The sequence below is a fragment of the Candidatus Nitrospira nitrosa genome, assembly GCF_001458735.1.
GTDB lineage: Bacteria > Nitrospirota > Nitrospiria > Nitrospirales > Nitrospiraceae > Nitrospira_D > Nitrospira_D nitrosa.
Map to the genome: position 1 here is coordinate 118,978 of NZ_CZQA01000008.1, position 14,129 is coordinate 133,106.

The following is a 14,129-nucleotide window of genomic DNA, read 5'->3' on the forward strand; positions in this document are numbered from 1 at the left end:
AGGTTACAGCGAAAGCTGCATAACCCCATGAGTTGCGCAAACGGCGTCAGTGAAAACCGGCACGAACAATCCTGACTCCGCGAGTATGCCTTGCTGTTACCTACACGGATCAAACCACTACCCAACTTTCACCAGGGGAATTATCTTCGCATCATTTACCTGGCTGATCTCCTCAGATCCACATTTTGGGATCGCTCGTCTCAGAGGAGGGGGGTCGTCGCACCACGACCGGAAATATACAGAAGTAGACCCGTCAAAAGCGTGCTGGCCCTGTATCGATTCACGAAGCTCTATTGCCGGAATATAGCCAGGATGTAGTACGAGAGCCTGCTCCAAGTGCAGCAATGCTCCGCCGTTGCAACCTATCCGATGTAACGCACGCGCGTAATTAAAATGCAAATCAGGCCTGAATGGATCAAACGTAACTGCCGCCCCGTACGATCTGACCATATGCTCTTCAGGCCCATGAGTCTCATAAAAACGCGCGAGGAAGAGTCTCGCCTCTACACAGTTTTCGTGTTGACCAAGCACCTGATTGGCCAGATTATGGGCTTCGGCATATAACCCGATATCGAAATAAAATTGAGCCTGCCGAAGGGACGCAAAGGCCTCCCCTGGTATCGTTTTGGAGAATACACTTTCTCTGTATGGGGCATTGCAAATGTCAAACCGCTCCCTACATGAACGGCATGTCATTCTAATACTATTCTTGCAATCTTGAGGGATAATGAAATTCTTATAGTGGTTTAGATGACCGCAGCTAGCACACGCCCATTCACAGTCGTAAACAGGACCTCGGATGGATGTCGAGGCTTGTTCAAACCTGACAACCTTTGCTATACGTAACAAACTCTCAAAATACACATAGACCATGAATCGAACCATATCCATATCAAAATTATTCATCGAGGATATGTTCAAATTTGTAGGAATATCCTTGATGTAATCGACTCGATCCTTTTGGTCAATTAAGCCATCTCTTAAAGCTGCCATATAATCAGGGCTTCCGGGGAAAACGATTAGCGGTGTAAGATTAATTTGATACCGACGATTATGAGCCCACCAATCCATGGATTCATTCGCCGTCTCAATGGTTTCAGCAGAGTCGCCAAATAACAAGTTCCCTTGAATGCCTATCTTGTAATGATTTGTTAAGCGCAAGGCTTCCTCGACACGAGCTTTCTTCGACTTCTTTTGCATGGAGTCAAGAACGGATTGCGACATGCTCTCAATACCGTAACTGATATAGACACACCCGGAGTCAGCCATGGCCCTGAGAGTTTCATCGGACGCGCTGTTCACATGGAGTTGGACCATCCAGGCGATGTTATAGGGCTTGATCCTCTTGCAGAACTCAAGAAGGCGACTTCTACTGAGCGAGAAGAGTTCATCAACGATCCCAATCATATTTATGGAGAACCGTTCCTTTACCGACTCCAGCTCCCTAAAAAAATCATCTAGATCCCGCTCTCGATAGGTCTTCCCTGTAGGATGAAAGCAGAACGTACACTTAAAGGGGCATGATCGACTCGAGATCATATCGAGGGACCGAGGGTTATCATCAGGGGCAACGTGAAAAAAATATGAATCCAGGACTCGCTGATTCTCGATACTCTTCTGCAGATCCAAGATCTCATAGTTCGGCCAGCGTATGTTTTCAAGATCTTCCCGTTGAGGACGCTCACCGTTCCTGCGAATCCTACCCCTACTTGTTCTAACCACAACTCCTTTAATCTCACTTAAGTCTTCGCCTGCTCTCAGTTTATTAAGTATTTCGACAATCGTTTCTTCACCTTCATTGATAACCCCGATATCAGCGTCTATTGCCTTCAGAATTACATCCGGTTCCCCGCTAACAACTCCCCCCCCCAAGATCGTGAATATGCTTGGATTCGACTCCTTGGCGGATCGAATAATCTCATTAATCTGGTCGATGAAGACTGAGAGGCCTCCGGTTGCCAATACGTCGGGATGCAAGTCTTTGACCTTCATCCTGACGAGATCAGAAACAGATCCCTCACAATGGTTTAAATTCAGTCCATCAACCTTGTATCCGGCACTCTGCGCTGCCGCCGCAATATAGGCGAGGCCCAACGGGACTTGATAAAAATCACCAAAATTCCCGTAGCGTGGTACGACCATGAGCATAGTTTTTAGTTCAGACATAGATCCTCCAAAAGCTCACTGGCTCGGTGCTTCCATGAATGTTTCTGGAATACGTACTTTTGAGCCTCGGTCCCTATTTGATGTCGACACTTGCTATCGTCGAGATAGGCTTTAGCCACGTCTTTCAGGTTATCTAAGCCATTGTAGCCTATGTAATGCACACCCTCCTCGAATGCCGACTCAAGACTACCGTGAATCTTTTCCCTAGACCTGTGGTGAAGCAAGAAACCGCCCGCTGCCATAACGGCCAAGTTTCGGGAATGCAAACCAAGTCCATGGGTATTGTTACCGAGATTCACCCTACTATTCGCATAGACATTGGCCAGCGACTCTTCCGAATGCAAGGTGCCTTTATAATACCGCGAGCTAAAATCATGCCGATCCATACAATTGCCGTAGATATGAATGTTATCTGACACTTTGGCCACAGCTTCTATCAGCAGTCTTCTTTCGTAAATTCGAGGATATGTTTGACTCATCCAGTTCAGCAACCCTAAAAAATAAGCATCGAAATTATTGGGAGAACCAGATCCATAGCCGTACAACTTCTCCAAACTCTCCTCACCAACGACAGCCTTCAAGCATCGCTTGGGAACCAACCTGATCATAAACCATAAAATGTCATCGGCAATTCTGGCATTGTTAAAGAATGGCACAATCTCCGCCCGAAGCGCTTTTTCGATTTCGTGAATATCCAGAGATCCTTCTAAGGGTCTATAGACCTGCTCTGTAAGAGCTTTCATCCTCTTGATGATTTCTTGGTTGTAGTTTAGTCCGAAGAAATTCCTCTTCTTTGCCGCCAAAATAAGCTTCTGGAATAAGACGAACAGTACGGAATGTGAAATTCTTGACTGACAAAATCTAGATGGCTGACTCGGCAAATCCAATGGTAACCCAGCGCACAACGAAAAATCACACACTTCTGACGATTTACTCGCGCGATTCGTTTCATTGATGCCTGTATAAAACGGCTTGGTCATATACTTTTGCGTCTCAAGTCGCAGACCAAGCTGCTTCGGGGTTCCTAAGGTGTAAAGGATATCGTCGTCATGCAGGTTAACCTCACCCGAGGTATCTAAGAATACATCCTGATACCAGGATACGTATCTGGCATGATGTTTCGTCTTGTAATCTCTTGGTCGAGATTTATTCACTGCCAGGACGACATCAATTTTGACCTCATCGATCAATGGCACATACGCGTGCTCAGAACTGCGAGCCACAATATATTCATGGCCAAAACCTTTGAGCTCCTCACCTAGCGATCGCAGCATCCTAATATCATAGGGATTATCAACACTCGGCACGAGCAGAAATTTGTTTGATTTCATGAAAAATTACCTCACCTAAATATGAGGGCGTAGGATTCGCTGATTAATCCATCTTCAGCGTCCAAGTTTAACTAGCCAGATCTATTCACTACCCACCGGCACAAGGATCCGTTCGCCTCCGTCAAAACCTACGCTGTATCCCCGAACACAGGTTACCCTGAATGCCACAGTTATATTTCAAGGAAGATCCATGCCCCTATCAACACGGGCACACGCTCAAATTCTTCAGCAGGTGCCTAGACCTTTGAAGCCCTAGCAATATCCGGAGCCATACGCTCGCCATATGGAGTACCAGCTCTCGAGACGATCCATACCAACCCGCTTGCTCTCACTCGCCTTCTCTTCCCGACCGATCATTTCGAGATGTGCGGCCTTGCTCCTAGCGATTTCAGACTATGCCCCATTACCCATAACATGCCGAATAGCCTGTACTTCACAAAGGCGGCTGCATCGAATGGACGAAGAAGAATAAAAGCCAGCACCACCGCCAATCTCGATTTGGCGCCAAGTAGCGAGTTTGCAGCATGCACTAGTCGATACTGCACTCCGGACCAATTCCTATGGACCGTGATACACGATGCGCGCAAAGCAGCAAAGCGGATACGAAGCCTGGTTCGACTACAAAACTGATTGGTATAAAGCTTGGGAGAAAGCCCAAAGCCCCTAACTTCGATTTTTTCGAGTATCGCCTCAAGATTGTCGAGATCAGTCAGTGTTTTCCAGAGATATCCCCCCGAATGCATGCGCATGACTCCAAGTGGCTGGGGACAAAAAACCGCACCTCTGAGGCTCGACACCGTCAACGCAGCAAACAAATCGGCCAGACCGCGATATTCCGCATCAAATCCTCCGATATATTGGAGTGATTCACGGTGAAAAACCAGTGTCGTTCCAGTAAACCAGTTGCCAAGTTTCAACGCCAGACAAATGCATTCCTCCGGGCTGAAATAACTCTCCTTCAGTGCGATAACCGGTGACGGATAAATATACCTACACTGACCGTGTTCATCCGCTGCCCAAACCATGGCAGACCATACACCAGGCCATCCAAACTTAGCTATGGACGATTGGGCTTGCTCAATCATCCCATCCATAAGACTATCGTTGGAGGCTAAAAAAACCACATAGTCACAAGTCACCTGCTTCAGACCTTCATTGAGGGTCTTCATGGTGCCAAGACAAGAAGCATTCGCGAGAACTATGCCTCCCTCAACGCCATCGAGTTTGGCTCTCGCTTTGGCCAGACTGTCATCCAATGACTGGTCATCGACAAAAATAATTTGGTTCGGTCGAACGCTTTGCTTAAGTACTGATTCAAGGCAGGTAGTCAGGAAAGCAGAATCATTGCGATTGGGTATAACGACTGCGATGGTTGGCGTCGGCGAAACAGATCCCATCACCTACGCAGCCTCTTTAGATGGTTCATATAGCCTCCAAGACTGGTGCTCCATCCGGCATGGTGACAATCAAACAAGATACGTGAGAGCCATAAGTATTCAGGATGCTAAAAGTAGATCTAAGCGAAGAAGCAAGATCACGCTGCGAATGTTTTCCACATGAGCTATAAGAAGTTGTGATGCAACGGTTTACGTCCGCCTCCAGGTTGGATTCGGGCGATCCCCTTGGCGTGGTTGTCCAACGCGACACTGACATAATGCTGAATCGGAAGGGTACCCATCATCGTTTGCGCATCGAACGCCGGTGATGCCAGATAATCCATGGCGCGCCAGTACCGCGTCGACTTCCAGATATCCTTAAACCGCTCTTCGGTGAAGTTCCCGATGTGCAGCTTGGAGTAGCGCGCGTTAAAAAACATGCCGGATGGTGCCACCAGGCCGCTCCCGCTGATCTGCAACAGAAACTGCGGCCCATAGAACCGCTGATAACTTGGCTTGTCGCCATCCTTGATCTTCGTCCACTTGACGATCACCTTCGTCTGTTCATTGCTCATGGCCTCGGCTTGCTCCAAGAGGTCGTGCAGACTCTCGTACTGGCTGTAATCGATCCCGAGCGTGCCCTGCTCATCATCCGAGCAATGTTTAATGACAGCGTAATCCGCTCCGAGATCAAGCCCGAGCTGGGCGAACGGAATGATTTCGTCCTTTAGGTGCGGCATCAGGACCATCTGAATGCCGAGTGTGACGGGCAAATCCATTCGCCGCTTAAAATCAATGGCATGGCGGATATGTTCAATAGCACGATCAAATACCTGCGTATGTTCCGGCCCCTTGTACATGATACTCGCGTAACTCTCAGGGCGACCCGCCGCCACTGTGAACCGTACCCACGTCAAGAAGGGGAGGACCTGTTCAATCTTCTCGGGTCCCCACTCCCATGCATTCGTCGCATTCCCCACGTCGATGCCGAGCTTCGCCGCGTGTTGGATGAACGGCACGTACGCTTTCGACAACGTGCTCTCACCATCGGACACAAGCGAGACACTTCGAATGCCGATGTCAGCAAAATCGTCGAGAAGGTTCAACGCATGCTGCGTACTGATGCTGCTGCGCGCCTGGGACTCCTGCATCATTGCGTAACAGAATGAGCACATTGAACCGCAAGCACGAGTGAGAGACATGTCGACGCTGACAGGAGCGATTCTTGAACCGGCCTCCCATGCTTCAACGCGATCGTAATGATAGGACAGTTTGTGCGAGTCGAGAATCAGAGCCCCTGCTCTGGTTTGAACAGCAGTCGTCATGCTTTCACCTCGATTCCGCGAAGATTGCGGAGTGAATTTCTATCCCCTAGCGCTTCAACCCATACGGTCAACCCGCCATCCACGGCCGATTTGATATAGGCCTCGAAATCCAATAGCACGGTTCCTCGATCACCCGCCGAGAGAGGCTCGTTGAGTTGTACGATGACCTGACCATCATCTTTAGCCGCAACGATCACCAGCAACCTCCGGAACTGTTCCTTACCGGCGACCATCGCTTTCTCCAAACTGGACAGACGCTCTGCTTCGGACCGTATCACCCATTCGGGAGCAGGCATAGGGGTCTCGACATTGGCATGGAGCAGATTACCTCCCATGGATTCCCCCCTTGTTGGACAGACACGGTTAAAACGGACCGGAGAACTCGCGATTGGGAGCATCGTGCGGTCCTTTGCGAACCAGCCCGGCAGACATTCTCCCGTAACCATCCGCCTCTTTTGTTTTGCCCATAAGGTCGAGAGCTGCATCGGCAATTGTTTGAGGGCCTGGGTAGTAATCCTCGGCCATAAAAGCAGACGTCGGGGTCGGAAAGTCTGGGGAAGCGATCCGGACCGGAGGCGCCTTCAGAAACGAGAACGCCTGCTCGACAACCTGGCTGATCAGTTCACCGGCGATGCTGCCGGTCCGAAATGCCGTATCCGCAACAATGAGACGGCCCGTTTTTCGAACCGAAGTGAGTACGCTTTCCACATCGAGCGGGCGTACGGTCCGCATGTCGATGACATCCAACCCAATTCCCATTTCCATCGACATTGATTTCGCCGCAATCAATGCTTCAAGCGCCATGTACGAAAACGCTGCTACCGTCACATCGGATCCCTCATGCAGGGTCCGCGCTTGACCGATAGGAACCCGATAGTAGTAGTCCGGCACATTATCCGAGACGTGATGAAGCCATCGATGTTCGATGAACAGAACCGGATTGTCGTCTTCAATAGCGGCAATCATCATGCCTTTTGCGTCATGAGCCGTGGTCGGCATGACAACCTTAAGTCCCGGTACCATCGCAAACATGGCTTGCAGGCTCTGAGAATGCTGAGGCCCCTGCCCCCACCCTCGTCCCACAATCATCCGAACCACCATCGGAACCGACGCTTTTCCATTAAACATGTAGTGCCATTTGGCGGCGTTGTTGACAAGCTGGTCCATGGCCAACAAAGCGAAATCAATGCGCTGATGGATCATGACCGGCCGGATACCAGACAATGCCGCACCGATACAGGCCCCGGTAAGCCCGTTTTCCGACAGCGGCATATCGAACACCCGACGCGCTCCATACTTTTGACGCAACCCGGACGTGGTGTTGAAAATCGCTTTCGGATCAGGAACCCCCTCACCGATCACGATGACGCGCGAATCCTTCTCCATCACCTGATCCAGGCTTTCGCGTATGGCTTCAGCAAACGTCAGTTGACGCTCCGCGACATCACGCATACACCTTCTCCCAGGCATCCTTGATAGTCGGTTTGCTGCTCGCCAGGGCAAATTCGAATGCGGCGGATACTTCTTCCCGAATCTGAGCCTCGATCCCAGTACAGGCTTGCTGATCGAGACAGCCGCTCTGCATTAAGACTTTCTTGTACCGATCAATCGGGCAATTATTCAGACCCGATTCAATTTCCTGTACAGATCGGTACTTGAGATGGTCATCGAAATCAGGCCCGCAGTGTTCTCGCCATCGGTAGGCATCAAACTCCAAGAACTGCGGTCCGCGCCCATTGCGAGCATTTTCTACTGCTGTCCGTACGAGCGAGCTAACCATCTCCACATCATTGCCGTCTGCCGCGACAGCGGGCATGCCGTGGGCCTCGGCAATCCGATAGATGGGACGATTGGGCTGGCGTTCGTCGCGGCGGGTATATACGGAAAAATCGTTGTTCTCGCAGACAAAAACGATCGGCAACCGGTGTAATGCCGAGAAATTCAGCGATTCATGCACCACACCTTCCTCAAAACACCCATCACCCAAGAAGCTCACCGTAACATCAGGAGTTCCTTTGAGCGAGGCGGCCCACGCGGAACCAACTGCTAACGGAACCGTCCCACCGACAATCGGCGTGGCGCCCATAAATCCGACATCCAAATCAACGAGATGCATGGAGCCTCCCCGGCCTCCACAGCAACCTGTCACACGGCCATACAGCTCAGCGACCATCGCACTGAGATCACCACCTTTGGCCAGGTAGTGACCATGCGCGCGATGATTGCTGAACACTTTATCCTCTTTGCGCAGGGCGGCACACACACCGACGGCAATAGCTTCTTGTCCGATACACAAGTGCATCGGGCACCGCATCATCTGTTCGGCATAACGAGTCGCCAGCGCTTCCTCGACCCGCCTGATACGGAGCATGGCATTGAACAAGCTCCTCCTGGTATGGTCATACATCGGCAACCGTCCCCTCAATTATTTCAGCAAGGTCGATACGTATTTTTTTAGCGCAACGGGATCAATCGGTTCACGATTACACACGATTTGCACATCCATCGCCGCTGCCACGCTTCCCACAAAGGCGGCGACTTCGCTTGGAAACCCTCTGCCGAGGCAGAGCGACGTTAAAGAAAGGAGAGCATCCCCCGCACCGATACGGTCAATCACTCGGGATGACAGAGCCGGCACTTTGTGAAACACGTTTTCCTTGGCGTCAAACATCATCATCCCTTTGGTCCCACGCGTGATCGCCAAATGACCGGCACTGATATTCGCGGCGATGGATTCAGCGACCTTCTCCAATGGATCATGCCTATTGTGTGCCGCCAACCGCAGCTCCGGCTCGTTCAGCGACGCAAAACTTGCTGAAGGGTACCGATTGATGACGTGATAACCCCTATTCCCACTATTGATCTGCGTATTGACCGCAAGAAACCGCGACTTGGCACACAGCAATCGAACCATATCGTTGGAAATAAACCCATTGCCGAAATCGGCAACTACAACGACATCAAATTTTGCAAGATGGTCGGTCAACCACTGGTGAATGTACGCTCCGGAATCCTCCAACATCGGCTCGTCATGAAAAAAGTACACCTCGAAGAGCTTTGAGAGATCACTGTCGACAAACCGTCTTTTGGTGACTGTCGGCGCATTCTTGAAATACGAAAAGATCGGTGTAATGTTCTGATGCAACTTCTCTCGGATGAACCCCTCATGACTCTGGGTGTCACCCAACCCCGCAACCAAGGTCACCGATTTGGCAAATCGAGCGATATGGTTGGCAACCGCCATCGAGCCACCCGCAAATTGCTCCTCGGTGTCATACTGCACGGCCAGCACATTGCCCTTCCCGGTCTGTCCCAATGGGGACACATAATGATACTGATCGATGATGGCGTCACCGACAACCAATACATTGAGCGTATCAAGGACCTCGACCATACGGTGGATTTCACGATCAGGCCACTTCTCACGAAACCGATCAAGATAGTCCTTGGTATCGGGACTGAACACCCCGAAATGTTCGTTCAGCAGACTGCTGGAGCTAAATGTGATCTCATCGGTGTAAAAGATTTCACCGCCATGTGCCTGCACGGCCTCCTGCTCATGAATGATGTTTCCCGTCACATCATTGCCATGAGAGCGATACTCGCTTCCCTTGGCGTAGACGCTCGGCTTGATTTGATGCAGGGCGTCGACAGCAGTCACGGCATGGTTGATCGCGACGAAATCAACGCACTCCAATGCCGCGAGATTTTCGGCCCGTAGCAGTTCGTTAAAGATCGGACGACCAGGCCCCTTGTTGACGTATGCATCCGCGGTCACCGTCACAAGGAGGACATCGCCTTCTTTTTTCGCGCGTTGCAGATAGCGAATATGTCCGGTATGCATGAGGTCGAAGGTGCCATGACATAGAACGACACGTTTACCCTGCTCCCTGAATTCGTGGGATTGGCCTGCGAGTTCATCTAGGCTGAGAATCTTTCTACTCGACATACCGTATCAACCCACCAGACCTGCCCCGAACCTGTCGGAGAGATTGTGCAACAAGAACTGATGACCGACTTCCACCAATCCATAATCCGCCGAATTGATCCAGAGATTCAGATCACCGAGAAAGCGGAGCGGGTTGTCCTGCGCAAACCCACTGAAGGTCACAACGTAACCTCCCGCAATGGTCGCCTCCGTCACGGCATTCCTGATATTCATGGACTTCCCCGAACTACTGATGGCAATCACCACATCACCCGCTTTGACCAGTTGCTTGACCATTCGCCCGAGTGCGTTCTCGTACCCGAAATCATTCGACATGCAGGTCATCAGAGAACTTTCGTGCAACGTTGTCGCTCTCAACTTGGCAACGTTGAAGAAGTCGGTGACGGCATGGCTCGCCACGGCGGCGCTTCCTCCATTACCGATCACATAGAGATGCCCCCCATCATTACGGAGTTGATTCAATCGGCGCCAGAGATCCTCCATTCCCGCTTCAAGGAACAGAGCCGACCCATCCCTGTGGGTTACTTCACAACGAGTGATGAGATCAGAAAATTCAACCACCCGAGCAGCAAGAGCAATCTCTTGGATCACTATTCTTCTCCTTAGACACCCAAGTGCTGAAACCACGCTTGGGTTGCCTGGCTGATACTTGAAGGATCCCATACTGGCGCATCCTTCCAGTCGTTGATATTCCTCAACATCATTTCCACCCCGGCTTCAAACGTAACCTTCGCCTTCCAGCTCAGGAGGGTTTCAATTTTTTCGACGGATGCAAACGTGCAATCAGGTTCACCCGGACGCTTGGGGATATGCACGACCGATCCTCCCAAGAGTTCGACCAAACGATTGACGCTGTAGTGATTGCCGCTGCCCACGTTCATCGCGACACCCGTGACCGAGGACTCAGCCGCGGCAAGAAACGCGCCGGCAACGTCCGTCACGTAGGTGAAGTCACGGGTTTGCTTGCCATCGCCGACGACGGTATAGGGATGCCCGTTTAGCTTCTGTGCCAGAAATACACCGAAGACGGCCCCATAGGCCCCGCTTGTTCGAGAACGTGTTCCGTAGACATTGAAGAGCCGCAATGAAAGCGCGGGAAGTTTATAGACCTGAGCCCAATGCAGTACCAGCTCCTCGCCCAGATACTTCGTCAGCGCATAGGGATATTGCGGTTTGATCGGAGATGATTCTGGCGTCGGATAGATATCCGGAATACCGTAGCTTGACGAGGAGGCTGCGTAGACGAACCGCCTTGCACCGCACATCCGCGCACACTCAAGCACATTGAACGTGCCGGTGACGTTCGTGCTGTAATACTGTGCCGGCATTTCGATTGAGGGGACGATATCCGCAAGCCCCGCAAGGTGAAAAACCCAGTCCACTTCTCGAAAAGCCGGCTGCAAAGACGGGAGATCGCGAATGTCCGCCTGAACGAAGGTACAGCGTGGATTGCTGGTCGCAGCTTTCAGATTGCTCATCCGACCGGATGTGAGGTTATCCACAACGATGACATCATGCCCCTTGTGGAGCAAAAGTTCGGATAAATGACTTCCTATGAATCCTGCCCCTCCCGTGACCACACACTTCATACTTCGTTGTTCCTCATGAATGACTGGCGTAGCCGCATGGCTCAAATGAAATTAACGTGCTCGATTTTCTCTTCTCGCAGAGTGAATAAATATCGATTCACCTCATCCATCCGGCAATTCTTGCGACAGTCTTTAATATTCAATTCATGCCGCACATAATGAAAATTGGCTTTCCGTTCAGGGCCTTCCCAAATCGACTGAAACGTCCGCTCGTTAATGTTTCCATACGCGAAACGCTCATCGAGCAGATACGCACTACAGCCGTACACCGCGCCATCGGCCATGATATACGCCCAAAAGAACGGAGTGGCATTGCATTTGGTATAGCGCTCACTCTCATCTTGAGTGTATTTCCTCATCGTATTTTCCCGAAACACCACATGGAAGCTCTCGGTATTGAGAATCCGAAGCGCATCGGCCAGCGCCAGATAGTTGCTGTAGTTGATATCCTCGTACATGTGCGTCTCACTGAACAAGTGCTGAGAATATGGCTTGACAACAAGATAATCAAGACCGATTTCATCTCGGCAAATCTTCGCAAGGAGCTCCATCTCGTGTGCATTCTCGGGCAACAAAATCGCTTGTGCTCCCAACGCACACCGCAATCCGGCCCGTCTCTTGGCTAAGACCGCATGCTTAAGATTGGCGATTACTCGATCGAAGTCTCGCTCTTTGGTGCAATGAATCTTGGCATAATTCGCTGCCGTCCCCGCATTCAGCGACGTCTTGATCCACGAAGTCAGCGGAAGAGACCGCTCGATGAACGCCTCGTTCAGCGCCGTGGCATTGGTCGTAAACGAGATATCGATACCGGCAGTGCTGGTGGCACTGACGAGCTCATTGATGTTCCGATGAAGGAGCGGCTCGCCTTCCCCGGCAAACATGATGCTCTTGACTCCCAAACGCCCCATTTCAGCAACGCGCTCTGAGAACATCTCGACATCCAGCATTCGACTTTTGTAACCGATGTAATCAACGGCGCAGAACGTACATCGATGGTTACAGGCACCCACAGGGGACACCTCGATATAAATTGGGTAGACAGCCTTTGCCCTTTCCCAATCATCGCCTGCATCCAAAAACTGCGTGACACGTTGCGGATGATAGATAAGTTTATGGCTATCAATTCCAAATTTATCCATTTTAGCGCCCTTTTTATTAAGTACACCACAAGCGACACGTGGGAATTATACAAACCATCATTCCCCAATCCCAACTCTGCAGACTGAACTTTATCCACTTCTGTAAACGAATGGTGGGACTCTACCAAATCAGACCCCATTGGGCAAACAAGCCGAAGACTTGCTCCCCTTATCTCCAAAGGACATCCCTGATATATTCACAATTTCAGAAGGTGCTTACCACACGCCGTGTATCTTGATCGGCAACTGTTCAAAATATCGGATTACCGAAACTGTGCGAATGAGGCACTATCGCCATCAAATGCCCCGCCTGTACTATAAAGGCTTGGCCACCTTGGCACTACGACAACCACACTTCACGACACCTAAGAAAGTCTGATTATATAATTTGGAGCTTAAAACGAAACTAGTTGAATCTCCAGTATTGTGAGATGAGGGCAAGCAAAAGCAGGATTACCCAGACCGGCTTTAGACTGAAGCACCTGGAGCAGATACAGCTGCACCGGTTGAGATCTTCACAATGAGTACCGATACCGCTCATCGTTTGTTCTCGCTGTCTTGCGCAATCTTCGTAGACGAGACAAAACCACGTCGCATCAATTCGTCGATTACCCGTCTCGCACAGATCTCAAGAGATTCGGCTCCCGTCCTGACAATAAGTTCAGGTGTTTCCGGCGCTTCATAGGGAGAACCGATTCCGGTGAATTGGGAGATTTGTCCGGCTCTGGCCTTTTTGTATATACCTTTCACATCGCGTGATTCGCAAATTGTGATAGGTGCATCGCAATAAATCTCGATAAAGTCTCCTTGCGCAACCATGCCGCGCACCCGTGCTCGGTCGGCACAGTACGGCGAGATGAATGCGGTGAGAACGATCACTCCCGCTTCCATAAACAGCTTCGCCACTTCCCCAATGCGTCGGATATTTTCATGGCGGTCGTGAGGTGAAAATCCCAAATCACCACAAAGCCCATGGCGCACATTATCTCCATCAAGCACAAACGTTTGGCACCCAGCTTGATGGAGGATCGCTTCGACCGCGTGTGCCAACGTCGATTTCCCTGCCCCCGACAACCCGGTAAACCAGATAATTCCACCACGATGGCCGTTTTGCGCTTCTCGGAGTGTGCGTGTCACTGTGGCATAGTGCCAGACAACATCTGATGATGTTGGGTGAGAGGACCTACCGCTCATGAACGAATATTCCAGCAGGATTTGAGAACCGCACGTGACCTATCTAGGCAACGACAC

The 14,129-nt window shown here is 50.7% G+C and carries 12 protein-coding genes; all 12 read right to left on the reverse strand.

The features are described from left to right. Nucleotides 1-117: 117 nt before the first annotated feature. The 12 genes from COMA1_RS09300 to cysC all read right to left on the reverse strand — a co-directional run bounded on the left by COMA1_RS09300 (nt 118) and on the right by cysC (nt 14,072). Entirely contained in the window at nt 118-2,166 is a 2,049-nt protein-coding gene (locus COMA1_RS09300; RefSeq protein ID WP_090747346.1) for a B12-binding domain-containing radical SAM protein, read from the reverse strand. Beyond that, nucleotides 2,154-3,497: a glycosyltransferase family protein gene (locus COMA1_RS09305; protein ID WP_090747349.1), complete on the reverse strand. Its 1,344-nt coding sequence runs from the start codon at nt 3,495-3,497 to the stop codon at nt 2,154-2,156. Before COMA1_RS09305 ends, COMA1_RS09300 begins: the two co-directional genes overlap by 13 nt. A gap of 353 nt (nt 3,498-3,850) precedes the next feature. Next, complete coding sequence (locus tag COMA1_RS09310) at nt 3,851-4,894, reverse strand: glycosyltransferase family A protein (RefSeq protein ID WP_090747352.1); 1,044 nt, start codon at nt 4,892-4,894, stop codon at nt 3,851-3,853. Nucleotides 4,895-5,058: 164 nt separating this feature from the next. Further along, entirely contained in the window at nt 5,059-6,198 is a 1,140-nt protein-coding gene (locus COMA1_RS09315; protein WP_090747355.1) for a radical SAM/SPASM domain-containing protein, read from the reverse strand. Continuing rightward, nucleotides 6,195-6,533 (reverse strand): hypothetical protein, encoded by a 339-nt coding sequence (locus COMA1_RS09320; RefSeq protein WP_090747358.1) that lies wholly within the window; start codon nt 6,531-6,533, stop codon nt 6,195-6,197. The genes COMA1_RS09315 and COMA1_RS09320 overlap by 4 nt, the downstream gene beginning before the upstream one ends. Before the next feature lie 28 nt (nt 6,534-6,561). Continuing rightward, nucleotides 6,562-7,650 carry an alpha-ketoacid dehydrogenase subunit beta gene (locus tag COMA1_RS09325; RefSeq protein WP_218055348.1) on the reverse strand — a complete coding sequence of 363 codons (1,089 nt, stop codon included), beginning with the start codon at nt 7,648-7,650 and terminating at the stop codon, nt 6,562-6,564. Next, nucleotides 7,643-8,569: a thiamine pyrophosphate-dependent dehydrogenase E1 component subunit alpha gene (locus COMA1_RS09330; protein ID WP_218055349.1), complete on the reverse strand. Its 927-nt coding sequence runs from the start codon at nt 8,567-8,569 to the stop codon at nt 7,643-7,645. The genes COMA1_RS09325 and COMA1_RS09330 overlap by 8 nt, the downstream gene beginning before the upstream one ends. Nucleotides 8,570-8,623: 54 nt before the next feature. Next, nucleotides 8,624-10,147 carry a PfkB family carbohydrate kinase gene (locus tag COMA1_RS09335; protein WP_090747368.1) on the reverse strand — a complete coding sequence of 508 codons (1,524 nt, stop codon included), beginning with the start codon at nt 10,145-10,147 and terminating at the stop codon, nt 8,624-8,626. Between the two features lie 6 nt (nt 10,148-10,153). Beyond that, nucleotides 10,154-10,738, reverse strand: coding sequence for an SIS domain-containing protein (locus tag COMA1_RS09340; protein ID WP_176697967.1), 585 nt, complete (start codon nt 10,736-10,738; stop codon nt 10,154-10,156). Between the two features lie 11 nt (nt 10,739-10,749). Then, nucleotides 10,750-11,736, reverse strand: a complete 987-nt coding sequence (locus COMA1_RS09345) for an SDR family oxidoreductase (RefSeq protein WP_090747374.1) — start codon at nt 11,734-11,736, stop codon at nt 10,750-10,752. A 41-nt stretch (nt 11,737-11,777) separates the two neighbouring features. Beyond that, nucleotides 11,778-12,878, reverse strand: a complete 1,101-nt coding sequence (locus tag COMA1_RS09350; protein ID WP_090747377.1) for a radical SAM protein — start codon at nt 12,876-12,878, stop codon at nt 11,778-11,780. Between the two features lie 537 nt (nt 12,879-13,415). Beyond that, nucleotides 13,416-14,072, reverse strand: a complete 657-nt coding sequence (cysC, locus tag COMA1_RS09355) for an adenylyl-sulfate kinase (RefSeq protein WP_090747381.1) — start codon at nt 14,070-14,072, stop codon at nt 13,416-13,418. Nucleotides 14,073-14,129 lie beyond the last annotated feature (57 nt).

Excerpts from the sequence above, each read along its gene's own strand:
- COMA1_RS09300 (WP_090747346.1), bottom strand. The coding sequence starts at position 2,166 with ATGTCTGAACTAAAAACTATGCTCATGGTCGTACCACGCTACGGGAAT.
- COMA1_RS09305 (WP_090747349.1), bottom strand. The coding sequence starts at position 3,497 with ATGAAATCAAACAAATTTCTGCTCGTGCCGAGTGTTGATAATCCCTAT.
- COMA1_RS09310 (WP_090747352.1), bottom strand. The coding sequence starts at position 4,894 with ATGGGATCTGTTTCGCCGACGCCAACCATCGCAGTCGTTATACCCAAT.
- COMA1_RS09315 (WP_090747355.1), bottom strand. The coding sequence starts at position 6,198 with ATGACGACTGCTGTTCAAACCAGAGCAGGGGCTCTGATTCTCGACTCG.
- COMA1_RS09320 (WP_090747358.1), bottom strand. The coding sequence starts at position 6,533 with ATGGGAGGTAATCTGCTCCATGCCAATGTCGAGACCCCTATGCCTGCT.
- COMA1_RS09325 (WP_218055348.1), bottom strand. The coding sequence starts at position 7,650 with ATGCGTGATGTCGCGGAGCGTCAACTGACGTTTGCTGAAGCCATACGC.
- COMA1_RS09330 (WP_218055349.1), bottom strand. The coding sequence starts at position 8,569 with ATGCTCCGTATCAGGCGGGTCGAGGAAGCGCTGGCGACTCGTTATGCC.
- COMA1_RS09335 (WP_090747368.1), bottom strand. The coding sequence starts at position 10,147 with ATGTCGAGTAGAAAGATTCTCAGCCTAGATGAACTCGCAGGCCAATCC.
- COMA1_RS09345 (WP_090747374.1), bottom strand. The coding sequence starts at position 11,736 with ATGAAGTGTGTGGTCACGGGAGGGGCAGGATTCATAGGAAGTCATTTA.
- COMA1_RS09350 (WP_090747377.1), bottom strand. The coding sequence starts at position 12,878 with ATGGATAAATTTGGAATTGATAGCCATAAACTTATCTATCATCCGCAA.
- cysC (WP_090747381.1), bottom strand. The coding sequence starts at position 14,072 with ATGAGCGGTAGGTCCTCTCACCCAACATCATCAGATGTTGTCTGGCAC.